Source organism: Alkalimonas delamerensis (genome assembly GCF_030717955.1).
Taxonomy (GTDB): Bacteria; Pseudomonadota; Gammaproteobacteria; order Enterobacterales; family Alteromonadaceae; genus Alkalimonas; species Alkalimonas delamerensis.
The window spans coordinates 588,352-606,386 of sequence record NZ_JAUZVY010000001.1; the positions used below are offsets into that span (position 1 = coordinate 588,352).

The following is an 18,035-nucleotide window of genomic DNA, read 5'->3' on the forward strand; positions in this document are numbered from 1 at the left end:
GATTGGACGAAAAATGCAGCCCGCTTTGATTTAAACTAAGATTACAGAGTATCCAATTGTGTCACAATAACTTCTCATCAACCAAGCAGACAAAAGGAAAACGACAGGGATCATGATCAATGACGGACTGATGGCATTGGGGGCACTGGGTTTGATCCTGCTTGGTATGGAGTGGATGACGCTTGGTCTGAAAAAAGCGGCTGGCAATAATCTGGTCACCGGTTTGCAGCGTTGGACAGGCAGGCCGTTGCAAGGACTGGCGATAGGCACCTTTGCTACCGTTGCAGTGCAGTCCTCGACAGCAGTGACCGTGACCACCATAGGTTTTGTCAATGCCAACCTGGTGTCGCTACGCAATGCCGCTTACGTGATTTATGGCAGCAATGTGGGGACTTCCTTTACCGGTTGGTTTGTCGCCCTGGTTGGCTTGCAGTTTAAAATCGATGCGCTGGCGCTGCCCTTGATTGGTGTCGGTATTCTGCTGAAGTCCTTTGTCAAATCCCGGGTCTGGCAAGGCAGTGGCCAGGGAGTGGCTGGTTTTGGCTTGATGTTTTTAGGCATCGGTTTGCTAAAGACAAGCTTTGATGCTGCTTTCGTGAATTTAGAGTTTGGCTGGCTGGTAGAAATGGGCATCTGGGGGCTGCTGCTGGCGGTGCTGATTGGCGCTTTACTCACCACCGTGATGCAGGCTTCTGCAGCCGTGATCGCTTTGGTGATCACGGCGGTTGCCAGTGGCGTGGTGCCATTAAGCCTGGGTGCAGCTTTTGTCATCGGTTCTAACCTGGGCACTACCTCCACCGCGATTTTATCTGCTCTGGCTGCGACCGCTAAAGCCAAGCGGCTGGCGATGCTGCATCTTATTTTTAATGTGATCACTGCCATTGTCGCGCTGCTGTTGCTACAGCCTTTGCTGTGGTTGCTGCTTTGGTTGCAGTATCAATTGTTTGATGTGCACCATGCTGCTTTTAGCCTGGCTTTGTTCCATACCTTGTTTAATCTGCTTGGTGTCTTGCTGATGTGGCCCATCAGTGATCGCTTGGTGTTGTGGTTAAATGGCCGTTTTCGCCGTCAGCCAAGCGATCGGTTGCGGATGCTGGATCAATCCAGCCTGGCGATACCGGCACTGGCCCTGAAAACCCTGACCATGGAGCAGCAACATCAAGTACAGCAGCTGTGTCGGCTGGCGGCCAATCTGGCCCAGAAGCCGCTGGATAGAAGCGTATTGGATGAGCTGCGCCAGTTGCAGCGGGATATTGCCAGCTTTACCAACCAGTTGGGGCAACAACCCTTGCAGTCTGCTGAAGCCCAGTTGTTAAACCGACTGGCCAAAAGCCAGTTGCGTTTTGAGTTGTTGCTGCAAATGCTGCCGCAACTGGAACACCGGTTTGAAAACCAGCGGCCAGCAGTCCAGGTGCAGGCGGAGTTTTGGCGGGCCTTGGCGGCGCTGGATTTGCCAGCCGCATCCGGTCAGATCTCGGCGTTGTACCGGGATATCAGTCGCAAACGCGTCGAGCAAAAACAACAGCTGTTAACACCGGAGCAGTTAAGCAGCCATCTGCACAGTGGCCAGGGCGGCGAGCTGCTGCTGCGTCTGGCAGAGCTGCGTCGCTTTGACCATCATCTAACCAAATGCATGCTGAGTATTGCTCAGCTGCAAAACGCCTATGAGCAGCAGGAGCTGTTGCCAACCGAAACAGGAGAACTTCATGCCCATTAATGCGCAATTAACCTTTATCGGCGGAGCCGGTCAGGTGACAGGGTCTTGCTATTTAGTCGAACTAAATAACAAAAAAGTGCTGCTGGATTGCGGCATGGTGCAAGGCAGCGATCAAATTCGCGAATGGCATAAGTTCCGGTTTCAATTTAAGCCAAAAGACATAGATGCGGTGATCCTGTCCCATGCCCACATTGATCACAGCGGTTTGTTGCCCCTGCTGGTGGCCAAAGGCTTTCATGGCAAAATTTACTGCACCAAAGGGACCGCCGAGCTGTTGCCGGTACTGTTGAAAGACTCGGTGCATCTGTATTTAAAAGATCTGGAGTGGAAAAACCGCCGGGCAGCCCGGGCTGGGAAAAAAGAGCTGCCAGCAGTGATGCAGCTTTCCGATGCCGAACGGGTCATCGAGCTGTGTGAGCCGCTGCCTTACAACAAGCGCACGGTGCCGATGCCCGGGATGGAGCTGGAGTTTAACGATGCCGGCCATATCCTGGGCTCGGCCATTGTACAGCTCTGGCTAAAAGGCAAGCAGGGCATGCGCCATCTGGTGTTTTCCGGTGATTTGGGCAACCCGGCAACGGTGCTGATGAATGATCCGGCTGAAATAGCTCATGCCGATCTGGTGCTGATGGAAAGCACCTATGGCGATCGCAATCATCAGGATGTCGAGCACACGGTGGCGGAGTTTGCTGCAGCGCTGGAAGACGCCTACCAGGCTGGCGGCAATGTGTACATTCCGGCTTTTGCGCTGGGGCGCTCGCAGGAGATCCTGTATTACCTCGGTGTCTTGTACCATCAGGGTAAGTTAAAGCAAAAGGTGGTGTTTCTGGACAGCCCGATGGCGATTAGCATTACCGAGATCTACGATCGCTTCTTTCACAGCATGGACCCGGACGATACCCGTTTGTTGAAGCAACAAAACGTGCGCGATTTGGCATCTTTTTTGCCGATTTTAAAGCTGTCGGAAACGGTGGAAGATTCCATGGCCATTAATCGCTTTAAGCAGGGGGCCATCATCATCGCAGGCAGCGGCATGTGCAATGGCGGCCGTATAGTGCATCACTTCAAACACAACTTGTGGAAAAACTCCAACCACCTTATTTTTGTTGGCTTCCAGGCGCAGGGCACTTTGGGGCGTCGGCTGGTGGATGGCGAGCAGCGCATCAAACTCTTTGGTCAGGACATTGTGGTGAAAGCAAAAGTACACACCATAGGTGGCTTTTCAGCCCATGCCGGTCAGAGTGAGTTGTTGCAGTGGGCCGGGGCTATTGGTGGTCAACCCCAGTTTTGGTTGGTGCATGGCGAGCCCAAAGCGCAGCAGGCGTTACAACAAGCGATGCAACAACAGGGCATGGCGGTTGAGATTGCTGAACAGGGCCAGCAAATCAGTCTGTGATTCGATGGCTGTACCGCTTTTATCGATGAAATTTTTATGACGCTATTGCCAAGGGCGTTTGAATTGGTTATTCTGTGCGCACTTCGAAAGGCAAGACATCCGAAAGGATGATCACGCAAAGCTTCAGGTCTAACGGAAACCCTGTTTCCCATGATAGCTGGGCTGCCATTAAGCGTCGTCCTGACCTTAATGTGAACTGCACTCTGCAGTGTCTGACTGACCTTTCGCAAGCACAAGCTAATCGCCATTCACAGATGAATGGGTTCTGACTAATTATTGTACCATGGAGCCAGAAAATGAAATTGAAATTTGTAGCTTTAGCGTCTGTTCTTGCAGCCACCGCGATGTTCAGCTCACAGGCTCAGGCCGATCAGCAACTTGCTGTTTCGATTTGCTCTTTTGTGGCTGCCGATAGCCGTAACGACTTGCGCAAAACTCTGAGTGACCATCGCCTGCGTTTACGCAATGTCTACGATGGCATCGTTTGCGATGGTTTGCCGCTGGTACGCCATGCCATTCGTCACAACGCCAACGATACTGCCGACTTCATCATCCGTCAGCTGCCAGGCAGCCAGGTTGCGGCTTCTGGTGATATTGAATGGGCTGAGAGCAATGGCTTTGGTAGCTCTCCGGTGATTGAGTCCATCCGCTCTCGCGCCAACAGCTAAAAATGCTGTACTGATTTTACCCTCCCTGTTATTTAGAAGGCGCCCATGAGGCGCCTTTTTTTCAGCTGGTTGGCACTTCCGTCGGTTGAATGGCTTCACTGGGGTAGCAACCCAAAACTTTAATAAATTTGGTGATTCGATTCAGCTCCTCCAGCGCCCGGGTCATGGCGTAATCGTGGGTGTTGGCCAGTACGTCGACATAAAACATTTCTTCCCAAGGGTTGCCGGGAATAGGCCGGGACTCCAGCTTGGCCATGCTGATGCCGTGGCGCTTTAACACCGTTAGGGCGTCAACCAAAGCGCCGGGTTGTTGGCCGGTGAACATAATAAAGGTAGTTTTGGCCGGTATGGCTTTGGCGACCGTCACGGCTTTACGCGCCACCACGATAAAGCGGCTGACGTTGTCTTTTTGGTTGGCCAGATCGCGTGCCAGCACCTCCAGCCCATAGATCTTCCCGCCAGCTTCACCGCCAATGGCAACCATGGTCGGATCCTGTTTTTGTTGCACCCGTTGAAAGGCATCGGAGGAACTGTCGCAATACTCGACCTTGATGTTGGTCAGGCCCAGCAAGAATTGACTGCACTGAGCGATCACCTGAGGGTGGGCACAGATTTGGCGAATTTGGTTCAGCGCAGTCCCAGGTACACCAAGTACGCAGTGATCAATCGGGTGGGTTAGCTCGCCAACAATGGACAAACGGGTGTGTTGCAGCAAGTCGTAGACTTCATTGATGCTACCGGATGAAGTGTTTTCAATCGGCAAGACTGCATAATCGGCATGGCCGGTTTCGACCGCTTTAATGATGTCATTAAAACTGTCGCAGCCAATATCAATAATTTGCTCAGCGCGGCGGGTGAAGTACTTTTGCGTCGCCCAGTAGCTGTAAGAGCCCTGTCCACCCAGATAAGCGACTTTGACTGAGGGCCCTTGCATGCCGCGCAGCTCGCCTTGCAACTTTGCTTGCTGCTGCAGCACCGAGTCTTCAATAATCACATGAAACAAACGGGTGACATAAGGCGCATCAAGCTCGAGCGCTTTACCACTTTCGATCAAGCGCAGCAACAAAGCTTCTTCACGCTCCTGATCCCGGATTGGCTTGTTTTGGCTGATTTTAGCTTCCGCTACCGCCAATGCCAGTTGACGGCGTTTGGCCAACAACTGCAGCAATTGCTGATCGGTTGTCTGTATCTGTTGTCGTACTTCATTCAGTTCCATGCTGGAGCTTCCTTCATTGCAATTTTTATTTGTTAGAGCCAAAAAAAAACCTCCCAGATGAGGAGGTTTTCGGTGTTCTGCCAGCGCGCAACACTACCTCCCGTGACGGGTGGTAAAAAAGTCAAAAAAGAAGGTGTTGGCGGTATGTTGTTTCATTCCTCATTTTTATCAGTCTGGATGGCTAAAGTCAACTGCTAATGCAGCATTTAGAAAATGACACCACAGTTCTTTACGGCAGCCCTTACGATGATATTTCTTTGTATCGATAAAATTTGTTCATGTTTACGACAAAATTATTTTGTTTGATAAATGCTCAATTATCGTCAAAATTAAACATTATAGTTACAAGGGGGTTTTATTAAATCAATCATTGTTTCAATTCTGGGCGCGGCAAGCTTTTGTGCTTCCGCTCAATGCATGGGACTGCATTGTTCGGGACCGGCTGAAGCCATCATTCATGGGGTGCGTCTGGAGTCCAATCAACTGCTGTTGGCCTTGCCCATGCAGGAAAGCCTTCAACTGAGCTGCTTATTGCATCAGCAACGTTTCGCTTTGCTGGAGGAGAACAGTCTATTGCCGCAAGCACATGCCTTGTTGTTGACGGCTCTGATGAATAAGCAGGACATTCAGCTGGAGTTCCACCCCGAGCTACCGGAGTGCACCATTACCGCTGTCGAGCTTAAACCCCGCTCTTAACGTCTTCGTCTGCAAAGGAGTGCAACCATGACATGGTGTCGTCATCACTGTGCAGCCTGGCTGCTCGCTTCCCTGATGCTTTTTGGCATGCTTCTACAGTCAAAAGCTGCTCAAGGCAGTCTGCCTGGCCATCTGGGGTTTCTATTTGATACTAAAGATGCCATTTATTGGCAACCCCCTCAAGTGTGGTACCCAACCGGTGAAACGGCAGCTGCACTCCATCCATCGGAAACAGATCCTGCTTGGTGGCGCTTTCATTGGGATGGGCAACGCTGGCTTGCGCAACCAGTCAGCGCGAAGGAGATCGCCTCCTTAAAGCTTGATCCATTCAATGCCATAGGGCTGGAGCAGATTATCGCCAGCGATTCTGAGCAAGCCCCCTGGCGTCTGCTCTTTTCCGATGGGCGTCAAGTAAATGCCTATCGGAATCCTCCAACCCTGCAGGCGTCTGAGCTGCTAAATACCGATGAAGCCATCCCCTACCGTGAAACACTCCATGCCTGGACATCCGATGGTCTGGAGCCAATGAGCAGTTCAGCCAACCTGCTGGTGGGCCATTCTGCGGGTAGTTTTCGGGTGGATGAGTCCGGTGCTGCGACCTATCATCTCCCACTGAGTTTGCCCGATGGCATTGCTGGTGTGCAGCCGGAGTTAGGGTTGCTTTACAGCAGTCATGGTGGCGATGGCTACCTTGGACGCGGCTGGCAACTTACCGGCCAGGCCGCGATTAGTCGCTGTCCTAAAAACCTGGTGCAGGATGGCAGTCAACACCGGATCAGTTTGAGCCGGGCCGATCGCCTTTGCCTCAATGGACAACGGCTGGTCAGCGATGGCCGGGCCAGTGATGTGAATCGTACCGACAACCAGTACTGGACAGCTGCCAGCTACCACACCGAGATTGATGAGTTTTCGGTGGTGCGCGCTCACGGTGGCAACAGCCAAAGCCCAAGGGCTTTTACTGTTGAAACCAAGTCCGGTGAAATTCATTATTATGGCGATGTCGGCGCCGTCAGCGGTAACGACAGCATGGGCCGCTCATTGGCCTTATCGCTGCAGCGCTATGGTGGCAGCACAGAAACATCCACCGATGCGGTGTTGGAGTCCGCCAGCAACAGTGCTGTGGTCCGTCACTGGGCGCTGAAAGCTGTTCGCGATGTTAAAGGCAATTACATTCTTTACCGCTACCACAAAGATGTGGCTCGCGGCGAGCACTACCTAAGAGCCATTCAGTATACCGGTCGGCCTGGCCGGCCCCCTTTTGCCGAGGTTTCCTTTGAGTATGAAAACAACCCCAAAATCAGCAGTGGCTGGTATGCCGGTCAGAAGGTGCTACTTAGCAAGTTACTGAGCAATATCAATATCCGGGTCGATGGTAGCTGGTTTCGTCAGTACCGACTGAACTATTTCGCCTCCCATGTGTTGGAGGAGAAGAACTACCTGCTGTCGGTGCAAGAGTGCGCCGATAATGGCAATACCGGTTGTTTCCCGGCGCTGCGATTTGACTGGCAACGACCTCCGCCAAAGTCAACCAGTACCGTTGAGCGCTGTGTCAATGAACCAGGGGCTCCCACCTATTGCTGGCAGGAGCCGGTCACAGAGAATTTTCAGCCTTTTCTGGGCAGCTTTGTGCAACGGGGCAGCTCGGTCGACAGAGCCTATCAGCAGCTGATTGATATGGATGGCGATGGTTTTGCCGATATGGTCTATGTGCGGGACGGACGCTGGCGGATCCGCCGCGGTAATAGCAGTTTCAGCTACAACAATGAGCAAACTCTGGCGGCCACTGGTGTGAATAAGCGCCAATTTATGCAGACCATCGACTACTACGGCAATGGTCAGCGCGCCCTGTTGGTGGCAAATGGTGCCAGTCACCCCTGGCACATTATGACCCTGGAGCCTTCGACCAGCACCCATACGGTGTGCGAACCCAATGGCGGGGTGCACCGGCACTGCGAGCCAGTGACCATCAGTCATCACTACAAATTAATCAACACTGAGTTAACTGCTCATGGCCTGGAAGGACAGGTTTATGTCGCGGATGTCGATGGCGATGGCCTGGAGGATATCCTCTTTATCCGCAATGGCCGTTTTGAGATGTACCGCAATCTTGGGCTGAGCCACGCCGGGGAGCATCTTGGATTTTCACACCAAACGAATCTTGGAACAGTAGGCGCGGAGTCTTTTATCCCTGGGCAGGGCTTTGTTCGTTACTCGGCTGATCTGCGTTCAGCTGCTATGTTGGATGTGAATGGCGATGGCTATACCGATTTAGTCTACCGCATCGGCACCACCTGGCATTACCGGTTATCCAATGGCAATCAGTTCCTGCCGCCTCGCAGCACCGGCCTCAGCACCAGCAATCAGCGTGCTCATCTTACCCACTTCCTTGATCTGAACCAGGATGGCCGCATCGATATCCTGCTGCCGATTGCCGATAATCGCTGGGCGATTTTTTTGTCCCGGCCCAGCTTAACCCATGAGCAAGTTATCTTTGAAAAACGGGGCGAGCGGACCTTCGACTCGGGCGCCAGCATTCAGTTTGCCGATGTCGATGGCGACGGCAAGCTGGACTTGCTGACTGCGACCAACGACAGTGGCTGGAAAATTTTCCGGGCTAGCCGTCCCGGAATTCAGGAGCACGTCATTCGCACCTTTCATGACAGCTTTGGTGTGCAGACCGAAGTGACCTATGTGCCAATGACCAATAGCCAGGTCTATTTCCGCCAGGACTCGTCGCAGCGGGTGAATGGCGACTATTTGTCGCCCAGGGCAGGCATCACCCTGGTCTCACGGGTGCGTACTCAGGTGCAGCCGTCCCACTGGCTTGGTGTGCGCTATCAGTATGGCGGTTTATTGCTACACCGCAAAGGCCGTGGCATGCTGGGGTTTGAAGTACTGCGAACTACTGATGAGCAAAGCGGTATCGTCACCGAAACCCAGTACCATCAACGCTGGCCTTTTACCGGTATGCCAAAAGTAACCAGCCAGTATTATGGTGAGCACTTACTGAGCCAGGCGACCAACCAGCTGACCAACAGAAGCACCCACTCGGGTGGCCGCTATGTCTATGTATCAAGCAGTGAAGAGCTGTCCAACCAGCTGGACAGTGACGGCAATCTGCATGCATTGAGCCGGGTTGTCAGCACCTTTAGCCAGAACGCGCATGGCAACCTGACCAGTTCGACCATCCGGCAGTACGATCCCCACAATGAACAGAACTCGCTGCGCACCGACACCACCAACACCTATGGTGATAACAACCCCTTGTATCAGCGCTATGGCCGGTTAACGCTAAGCGTGGTGCGAAAACGGCTATACGAAAATGGCAGTGTCAGCAGTGATATACGTCGCCGCAGCAGTTTTAGCTACAACAACGACTTGATGCTGGAAACAGAAGAGCTAGCGCCGGACAATGCCAAATATCGTCACACAACCAGCTACCACTACAACGCAGCTGGTCTGATAACGCGGCAGGATGTCACTGCGGGCATCAATGCCAGTGGCAGCGAGCAACAAACCCGCAGCCACACTACCGAGTACGAAGGGCGTTTCCGCTTCGTATCGGCCCGGACCGATGCAGCGGGCCTTCGAACTACCTACCGCTACAACGACCTGGCGCCGAGTTCGGTCACAGGACGAATTATCTCGGTACGCAGCCAGGATGCGAACAATCAAATCAGCAAGGTGCATTTTAATGTGCTGGGGCAGGAAAGGCGGCGGGAAACCAAAGGGCAGGCCAGCAGTGATCCTTGGGTTGCACGCAATACCGAACAGCGCTTTTGCAGCGATATCAATTGCTCGGCGGTGCCTGGCGCTTACCTCAGGATAAGAAGCTTTGGTGCAGGACAGCCAGAGCAGCGGCAATGGCTGGACCGTTTTGGCCGGCAAATCGAGCAGCAAACCCAACTGCCGGATGGTAGCTGGTCGTTGGTAAGGCTTAGCTACAACAACCAGGGGCAATTAGAGAAGGAGTATGTGCCGGGCAAAGGCGTGCAGTCCTTGTATTTCAATGAGTACAGTTACGATAATTTTGGCCGATTGAAGAGCACCAACTTGGCCAGTGGTGGCAGTGAGCACATTCGCTACCTCGGTTACCTGACCCGCTACACCGATGCGCGGGGCCGCCATCGCCGGGTTGAAAAAAACTACCTGGGGCAAACCGTTATCAGCAAGGAAGCGGCCAACAACTATGTGCAGTTCAGTTACAACGCCTATGGTCAGGTACTCACCACCCGCACCTACAACCATGTTGGCGGTGCCCGTTCTAACCGCCAGACCATCGAGTACGATATATACGGCCGTAAAATCAACACCATCGATCAGGACACCGGCGAATGGACCTACAGCCACAATGCCTTTGGTGAGCTGCTGTCGCAAACCGATGCCAAAGGCCAGGTCACATTATGGGAATACGATAGCGCCGGCCGGCAAGTGCGGCGGCGCGATCCATCTGGTACCACCTGCTGGACCTATGGCACTTCGGCAGCCAATTTTAACCGCGGTCAGTTAACCCGGGTGCGCAGCTTTAGCAGCTCGGTGGCTTGCAGCACCACCAGCACTCCGGTGTACCAGGAAACGTACAGCTACAACAGCCGGGCGCTGTTGCAGGATAAGCTGATTCAAACGCTGGGCCAGAGCCACCGTTTTGGTTACCGCTACGACAGCAGCAACCGGTTGGCAGAGCTGGACTACCCTGCCATCAGCGGCAGCACACCGGCACTGACTGTGCGCACCGAGTACGACTACGGCACCCCGGTGCGCTGGATTGATAACAACACAGGGCGAATTTATCAGCGCCACACCCACTTCAACAGCCGCGGTCAGGTGACCACCACCCGCTATGCCAATGGGGCCCGTGAAAGCCGGGTTTGGAACGACGCCAGTGGCTGGCTGGACTATACCGAAGTGCAGCTGGACAGCAACTTGCTGTACAGCGCCGGCTACCAGTACGACTTGGTTGGCAATACCGAGGAGCGCACCCAGCAATTTGGCATTGGTCATCAATCCAATTTTAAAGAGGTCTTTAGTTACGACACCCGTTACCGGCTAAGACGGCGTACCATCAGCAATCTTGGTAGCAGCAGTCAGTACAACAGCCTGCCTGCCAGCATGCGGATGTCGCAGGAATACACGTACAACCATCGTGGTGGCTTGATGCACAAGGAAGGTACCGGGCATTACAAGTACCACAGCAGCATTCATCATCGCCTGACTGGTATTTGGCAAAATAGCGATCATACCGGTACCCGCTATTACAACTTCAGCTACGACAACAACGGCAATGTGACTTCGGATGGCAGGCACAACTTTACCTACACCGCCTTTAACAAGCCGAGCCGCATTACCCAGGGCAGCGACCAGACCGAGTTCTGGTACGGCCCCAATCGCGAGCTGTACCGCCAGCGGGATGTGCGCGGCGGGGAAGTGACCGACAGCCTGCTGCTGGATGGCCTGTACGAGCGGGTGCAGTTGCCGGGTGGCGTCATCGAGCACAAGTTCCGGGTCGGCAATGCCCAGGTGGTACAGCGCAGCAACAACACCAGCTCGGTGCATTATTTCCACAGTGATGGGCTGGGCTCCACTGTAGCGGTGACCTCACAAGCCAAAAATGTCTTGCAGCAGCTGACTTATGATCCCTGGGGGCGGCAGTACGCGGTGCATACCCGCAGTGTAATGCTCAGCTACAGCTTACCGGGCGACAGCCGTGGCTACACCGGCCACCGGATGGTGAAGGGGTTTGAAGTGGTGCATATGGGCGGGCGTACTTACAACCCCTTTGTTGGCCGTTTTATGCAGCCGGATCCCTTTATTCAGGCCCCGCTGAATATGCAAAACTACAACCGCTACAGCTATGTGCTGAATAACCCGATGAGTTATACCGATCCCAGTGGCTATAACTTTGTGAAGAAAGCCCTTAAAGGCGTGATGGAAGGCACAGGAACACGCAAAGTGCTGCGGGAGCTTGGGCGAAATCAGTACTTAAATGCTGCGGTGCAGATTGGTGTTTGCATGGCCGGAGGGCCGGTTGTTTGCGGTGTTTACGCCGGTGCTCAGAGCTTTGCCATGACCGGCAGTTTAGGTGCAGGGCTTCGTACCGGTTTAATCACCTTTGGCACAGCCTGGACGATTCAGCAAATTGGCGGCTCTTATTCGGATTTAAGTGCCGCTAATGTGGATAATGTGGTATTCAATGGTGCCCAGCTTGGGAATTATCTTGATTTTGGTGGCAACCTATTAACCGCGGGCCAGGTAGCCGGTCAAATCTTTTCGCATGCGATGGTCGGTGGGGTTAGCAGCAGCCTGCAAGGCGGCAAGTTTGGCCATGGTTTCTTTAGCGCAGGGGTGACCAAAGGGCTGGGCACCCCGCTTATGGATGCCAGCTTTGCGCAAAACGTAGTGGGCGGCACGGTGATTTCCGCCACCATCGGCGGCACCGCTTCGGTGATAGCGGGTGGTAAGTTTGCGAATGGCGCTGTTACTGGGGCTATGCAGGCTTTGTATAATCATTATTCGCGCCCATCTTTGACTGGCGGGTTGTCACCAGAAGAATACTTGGAGCAAAATTGGGATAGTGGGCAGCTGTCTTTTGATCTTCAGGTAGGAAATGACTACGTTCAGTTTGATGGATCGAAGCTTTCTGGTTCATATTCAATGCTAGCAGGTCCCGGCTTTTCAATTGATACTGATGGTAAAATAATATTTGATCTGGGGGCTGGGTTTAGCTCAAGGTATGCTGGTGCACGAGGGAGTGTTTTTGCTGATAGTACTGGGCGTGCGGGAATGCAAGGGCATGCCAGTCTTGGACCGTTACGAGCAACCGCTTCTTATAGTAGTAATGTGGCGAGTAATTGGCATCATCTGAAGGTTGTAATTTCTGAGGTTCTGTATGCAGATGCAAATAGAGGTCCAAACATAAGGCATTCAAAATGATGAGAAAAATATTTATAGCTTTATCTTTGCTTGGTGTTGCTTGCATAACGCAAGCAGATATGTGCGATATACAAGTTATTACAGAAAATGAACTAAGTAATTTTGGAAAATATTTTCAAATACCTGAAGATGAATCAGTTGAGTTGATTTTGTCGAAGTATCCACAGTGTATAGATCAGGCGAGTCTTATTGTTGCATATTTGTATCTTGATTCTGCATCACCATTTCATAGCATCTTAAAAGCTGTTAGCTATCTTAAGCAATCTGTTGAAATGGGGAATGAACAAGCTGCTGCTTTGCTTGGTAGCTTATTTATTTCAAATGAAAGAGTTTACAATTTGGAGGAGGGTATTGAGTTACTCGAGTTTGCATCGTCAAATGGTGTGAATCTAGCGATGATCAACTTATTTACTCTCTCAAGACAAGGTAAATACGATAGTGAAAAGGGGGTGCAGCTTCTGGAAAACGCTTATAAAAATGGGTACGAGAAAGCTGTACTCTATTATGGGCATTATCTTCACTTGAAATCAGTTGCTACTGGGCAACATGCCCTTACGGCTGATGCGATTGCTATTCTGGAAGAATTTGATTTTATTGAGTTATCCGGTGATAGGCACTTTTATTTGACTGAAATATACATGGATAAAAGAACCGCACACTATGATTCTGCTAAGGCTGTGCAGCATTGGACTAAAGCTATTGAAGAAGGGCATGAACGAGCTATTAGCTTATGGAAGAGCTATGAAAAAGCTTCTCAGCAAAATGATTAGATACCCCGTTCGCGAATCGTGCGGCCCCCGTTCATAAAAAGCAGGGGAAGTCACCGACAGTCTGCTGCTGGATGGCCTGTACGAGCGGGTGCAGTTGCCGGGTGGTATCATCGAGCACAAGTTCTGGGGCGGCTGCCCGGGTGGTGCGGCGCAGCAACAACACCAGCTCGGTGCATTACTTTCATATCTTCGGGCTCGGCTCCACCGGTTGCTAAGCAGTTACGGTTATACTCTGCATCCATTTCAAAACCGGCCTGTGCTAAACTCTTTGCATCAAATCAGGGGTTTGCGGGAATAGAGAGCGATGAAGATGGAAAAAGTCTGGGATCCGGCGGTGCGATTTTTTCACTGGAGTCAGCTGCTGCTCTTGGCCGGGCTTTGGTACACCGGTACCGAAGGGTTGATGGAGTGGCACCAGCTGCTGGCGTATAGCCTGGCAGCCGTATTATTGGCTCGGATCTGTTGGGGGCTTTATGGCAGTCCCAGCGCTCGCTTTCACCGTTTTGCCGCCAGTCCCTTAAAAGCCTGGCGCTATTTACGACAGCCGCAAGCGGTGATGGGGCACAACCCGGCTTCTTCTTACATGATTTTTGCCCTGCTGCTGCTGGTGTTGCTGCAGTTTATTTCAGGTTTAATGACCACGGATCATATCTTTACCGACGGCCCCTTGGTGCGTTATGTCTCCAGTGACACGGTGTCGCTGGCGACACGCTGGCATAAAGTGGGCATTGATGTGTTGTTGATTGCGGTGGCGGTGCATGTGGCCGCAGCGCTTTGGCACAGTAGGCGGCACCACAATGTGATAATGGGCATGCTGCATGGCAAACTTCGAGCGGTACCGGGCCAGTCGGCGCAGCCGTTGAAAAACAGCTGGAGCTACTTTGTGTTGGTGGTGATCTTCTGGCTAGGGTTTTATTGGTGGCAAGGTGCGGATCTGATTCGTATGCTCAGCTTTTGATAAAAGACCACAGGGGCAAGCCCCTGTGGTGGTGTTGGATTAGTCTGCCCGGTAGTTGTCGTGGCAGGCTTTGCAGTTGTTGGCAAACTCGCGAAAAGCGCCCTGGATTTCACGACGTTCCCCGCCTTGTGCGGCCTGGTGCAAAGCCGCAGCATCGGCGGCAAACTTTTCACCGCGCTGGTTGAAGTCTTCCAGGTTTTGCCACAAGGCGGCTTTGACTTTGCCGCTGGCATGATCGGCACCCGGGAAATTAAAGGCTTCCCACGGCAGCTGACTTAAGGTTGCCAGGGCTTCGGCCCGGCGCTGCACCCGCTCCAGATCGTATGGCACATTGCCCCTAAACATGTCGTTGATGTCTACCAGGTTAAAACGGATAGCCTGAAACGTCGCCTGGCGGTAGGTCACGGCGTCTTCGCCATTGACGAAGGCATTGGCGTGGCTGCTTTGGCTAAAAACGATTCCAGAACAGAGTAAGGCAATGGCAATTAGTGATTTTTTCATGGACGCTCCTTGGTGGTTTCCATTTTGAAACAGCCCAGTAGCCGTTTCATGGAGTTACAGGGACATCGACTACTCCTCCCTGTGTTATTTGTTCAACCTATACTAAGGGACTTGCAGCCAAAAGTGTAGTACCTTAAGGTGGTTGTTGACCAGGCAGTTTAGTTGGTCAACAAGTCGTAGCCCGCAGCATAACAACAACAGGCTTTTTGCGTGAAAGAACTGCAATTACAAAAACCTACCGGAGTGCGCTCGCTCAGTGTGAAGCTGGCTTTGCTGGTTTTTTTGTGTACCCTCGCCGCGGGTGTAGTGGTGTTTTGGGCGGTGTTGTTTCTGCAACGGGCGGTGTTGCTGGAGCAGGAGAAAACCAGCCTAACCCTGCTGGCGCAGCACAGTGCGCGCCATGTCGAGCAACTCATTACCAGCAAAGAAAAAAAAGCATTGATGGCCAACCAGTTGCTGACGCGCTCGTTGCGGGAGCATCAGGCTAACAGCAGGCCCCCCTTGCCTCAGCATGCCGATGGTGCCATTCGGTTGCAGGATGAGGTATCCGGTGCTTTTTTGCCTGCCAGAAAGCGGGGCACGGAGGCAGAGCGTTGGTTCGATGCCACCAGCCGTGACTGGCCGGCACTGGCCGCCATGATGCGGCAAGACTTTTTTAATTTTTACTTTATCAGCCAGGATCACTTTATCCGCATTTCACCATCGGATTGGGCGATGGCGATTGATGCCGATCATAATTTTCATCAGGATGTTTTTTTCCGACTGGCTATGCCGGAGTACAATCCAGCCCGGGTACCGCGCTGGACACCGGTGTATTTTGACGATATCTGGCAACAATGGATGATCAGCCTGATTATCCCGGTTTATTTTGGTGATGAATTTGTCGGCGTGACGGGTTCCGACTACCTACTGGATGAGCTTTTTGCGGACTTGATACCGCCAGCGCAACTGGGCAGGCAGCACCGACTGATGGTGTTTGAGCGCAGTGGCAATTTATTGCTGGTGCCCGATCATCAACCTGGCCGGGATGCCCGGATGAATACTTTGCTGCAAGGTATGGAGCTGCAGGATAGCGAGTTGCAAGACTTCAAGAGCAGTGTATTGGCCAGTCCCGAACAGCAGGCATTTCGTAGCGCGCAAAGTGAAACTTACCTGCTGCAAGCTGCACCGGTCGAGCGTCTTGGCTGGTTTTTAACGGTGTACCGCCCGAAGAAAGATGCCTTCGTGACCCTTGAAGCCATTCAATCCAAAATGGTGGCCTTCTTTGTGTTGATAGCCCTCATTGTGGCTCTGTTGCTGCAGTTTTTTATCTACCGCTTGGTCCTCAAACGGTTAAAGCGGGTCTCTGACGCGGTAGTCCGTATGGGGCGAGGCGGCTACCACCTGTTGAATCTGGATAAAGGCAGCGATGAAATCGGTGTATTAAATCGTGCCGTCGAAGGAATGTCGGATGAAATCAATGAGCTGCTTAAGGGGCTCAATACCCGGATCGCCGAAAAAGAGCAAGCGGAGCGCTCTACCAAAAAACTGACCAAGGCGGTGTCTTTTTCCAGCTCCGGCATTGTACTGACCGATGCAAAGCTTCGTATCGAGTACCTGAATCCGTTTCTGGTTGATTTACTGTTGCTTCCGATGGAAGAGGCCGAAGGCAAGCCGCTGACAGACTTGCTGTCACCGGAAATGGCTTTTGCCCGCGAAGACATTTTGCAGACAATTTTGTCCCGCCACCACTGGCGGGGGGATATTATCCTGGCACACCAGGAACAAGCATGCTGGATGTCAATGGCGATTGCGCCCATTCGGGATGAAAAAGGAGTGGTTACCAATTATGTCTGCGCGTTGCAGGATATTTCTTTTATTAAGGAAAGCCAGCAAAAAATGGAGCAGCTGGCTTACTTTGATGTGCTGACAGGCCTGGCCAACCGGGGCTACTTCAGAGAGCAGCTGCGAAAAGCGTTGGCGATGTCGCAGCGCGGCCACTATGCCTTCGCGCTGCTTTATTTTGATTTGGATGAATTCAAACTCATTAATGACACTTTAGGGCACGATGCCGGTGATGAGTTATTGAAAGAAGTTGCCAGGCGCTTGACCAGTCGGCTGCGGGATGAAGACACCATAGCGCGCTTGGGTGGTGATGAATTTGCCGTAATTTTAAGTGGTGTGGACAGCCGGCAGCAAGCCGCGCTGATTGCTGAGAATTTACAGCATTCGTTCTCGATGCCGGTAAAGCTGGGTTCTCAGGAAGTGGCTATCAGCGCCAGCATCGGCATTACCATGGCGCCGGAGGATGCCGGTGAAGAGGAGCTGCTGCTAAAACATGCCGATTTGGCGATGTACGAAGCCAAAGCCCGGGGTAAGAACACCTTTCATTTCTTTAGTCAGGATTTAAACGAGGCGGCCAAAGAGCGGTTGGAGCTGGAAAGTCAGCTGCGTGAAGCCATTCGTGAGCATCAGTTTATGCTGTACTACCAACCCAAAATTGATTTGACCACTCAGCGCGTGGTTGGGTACGAAGCGCTGCTACGTTGGCTTAGACCAAACAACACCCTGGTACCACCGGCACGTTTTATTCCGGTTGCTGAAAGCACAGGGCTTATTGTGCAGATTGGCGAGTGGGTGTTGTGGGAGGGTTGCCGCTTTTTGGCTCGACAGCGCAGTCGTGGCTTGAATGTGGATCTGTCCATCAACCTGTCGGTACGTCAGTTTAAAGACAATAGTCTGGCTGAAACCGTAGAGCGGGTATTGCAGCGAACCGGCGTTGAGCCTGAACGTATTATCTTTGAAATTACCGAAAGCATGTTGATGGGTGATACCGATGCGGCTATTCATCAATTAAATCAGTTGAAAAAGCTGGGGGTCTCTTTATCTATCGATGATTTTGGTACAGGCTATTCATCATTAAGCTATTTAAAACGCTTCCCGGTGGATGAGCTTAAGATCGATCGTTCCTTTGTGCAGGATATACCAGAGGATCAGAACGATAAGGATATTGTTTCCGCCATTATCGCCATGGCTCAGCAAATGAATTTACGGGTGGTCGCCGAAGGCGTTGAAACCTCCGAGCAGGTTGCGTTTTTAAAACAACATCAATGCGCTCTGGTGCAGGGCTATTACTTCAGTATGCCCCTGGCCGAGCAAGAGTTGAGTCAGTTGCACTACACAATTAATTGATGCCAACATCAG

General features: G+C 52.3%; 10 protein-coding genes and 1 riboswitch. Of the genes, 8 read left to right on the forward strand and 2 right to left on the reverse strand.

The window, feature by feature from the left end:
- The first annotated feature begins 112 nt into the window (after nt 1-112).
- The 3 genes from Q3O59_RS02725 to Q3O59_RS02735 all read left to right on the forward strand — a co-directional run bounded on the left by Q3O59_RS02725 (nt 113) and on the right by Q3O59_RS02735 (nt 3,781).
- Entirely contained in the window at nt 113-1,717 is a 1,605-nt protein-coding gene (locus Q3O59_RS02725) for a Na/Pi cotransporter family protein (RefSeq protein WP_305944125.1), read from the forward strand.
- Nucleotides 1,707-3,113 carry an MBL fold metallo-hydrolase gene (locus Q3O59_RS02730; RefSeq protein WP_305944126.1) on the forward strand — a complete coding sequence of 469 codons (1,407 nt, stop codon included), beginning with the start codon at nt 1,707-1,709 and terminating at the stop codon, nt 3,111-3,113. The genes Q3O59_RS02725 and Q3O59_RS02730 overlap by 11 nt, the downstream gene beginning before the upstream one ends.
- Nucleotides 3,114-3,192: 79 nt before the next feature.
- Nucleotides 3,193-3,283: riboswitch (cyclic di-GMP riboswitch) on the forward strand.
- Nucleotides 3,284-3,409: 126 nt separating this feature from the next.
- Nucleotides 3,410-3,781, forward strand: a complete 372-nt coding sequence (locus Q3O59_RS02735) for a DUF3718 domain-containing protein (protein ID WP_228592581.1) — start codon at nt 3,410-3,412, stop codon at nt 3,779-3,781.
- Between the two features lie 61 nt (nt 3,782-3,842).
- Here the strand turns inward: Q3O59_RS02735 and pheA are convergent, their stop codons facing one another.
- Entirely contained in the window at nt 3,843-4,997 is a 1,155-nt protein-coding gene (pheA, locus tag Q3O59_RS02740) for a prephenate dehydratase (protein ID WP_228592584.1), read from the reverse strand.
- Between the two features lie 417 nt (nt 4,998-5,414).
- Between pheA and Q3O59_RS02745 the strand changes: the two genes are divergently transcribed.
- The 4 genes from Q3O59_RS02745 to Q3O59_RS02760 all read left to right on the forward strand — a co-directional run bounded on the left by Q3O59_RS02745 (nt 5,415) and on the right by Q3O59_RS02760 (nt 14,351).
- Nucleotides 5,415-5,693, forward strand: a complete 279-nt coding sequence (locus tag Q3O59_RS02745; RefSeq protein WP_305944127.1) for a hypothetical protein — start codon at nt 5,415-5,417, stop codon at nt 5,691-5,693.
- Nucleotides 5,694-5,720: 27 nt separating this feature from the next.
- On the forward strand, nt 5,721-12,623 hold the full coding sequence (locus Q3O59_RS02750) for a toxin TcdB middle/N-terminal domain-containing protein (RefSeq protein WP_305944128.1): 6,903 nt from the start codon (nt 5,721-5,723) through the stop codon (nt 12,621-12,623).
- Nucleotides 12,620-13,393: an SEL1-like repeat protein gene (locus Q3O59_RS02755; RefSeq protein ID WP_305944129.1), complete on the forward strand. Its 774-nt coding sequence runs from the start codon at nt 12,620-12,622 to the stop codon at nt 13,391-13,393. Before Q3O59_RS02750 ends, Q3O59_RS02755 begins: the two co-directional genes overlap by 4 nt.
- A 304-nt stretch (nt 13,394-13,697) precedes the next feature.
- On the forward strand, nt 13,698-14,351 hold the full coding sequence (locus Q3O59_RS02760) for a cytochrome b/b6 domain-containing protein (RefSeq protein WP_305944130.1): 654 nt from the start codon (nt 13,698-13,700) through the stop codon (nt 14,349-14,351).
- 39 nt (nt 14,352-14,390) lie between these two features.
- Here Q3O59_RS02760 and Q3O59_RS02765 read toward each other — a convergent pair whose 3' ends face one another.
- Nucleotides 14,391-14,852 (reverse strand): c-type cytochrome, encoded by a 462-nt coding sequence (locus Q3O59_RS02765; RefSeq protein ID WP_305944131.1) that lies wholly within the window; start codon nt 14,850-14,852, stop codon nt 14,391-14,393.
- Between the two features lie 210 nt (nt 14,853-15,062).
- Between Q3O59_RS02765 and Q3O59_RS02770 the strand changes: the two genes are divergently transcribed.
- Nucleotides 15,063-18,023, forward strand: a complete 2,961-nt coding sequence (locus tag Q3O59_RS02770) for a bifunctional diguanylate cyclase/phosphodiesterase (protein ID WP_305944132.1) — start codon at nt 15,063-15,065, stop codon at nt 18,021-18,023.
- The last annotated feature ends 12 nt before the right edge of the window (nt 18,024-18,035 follow it).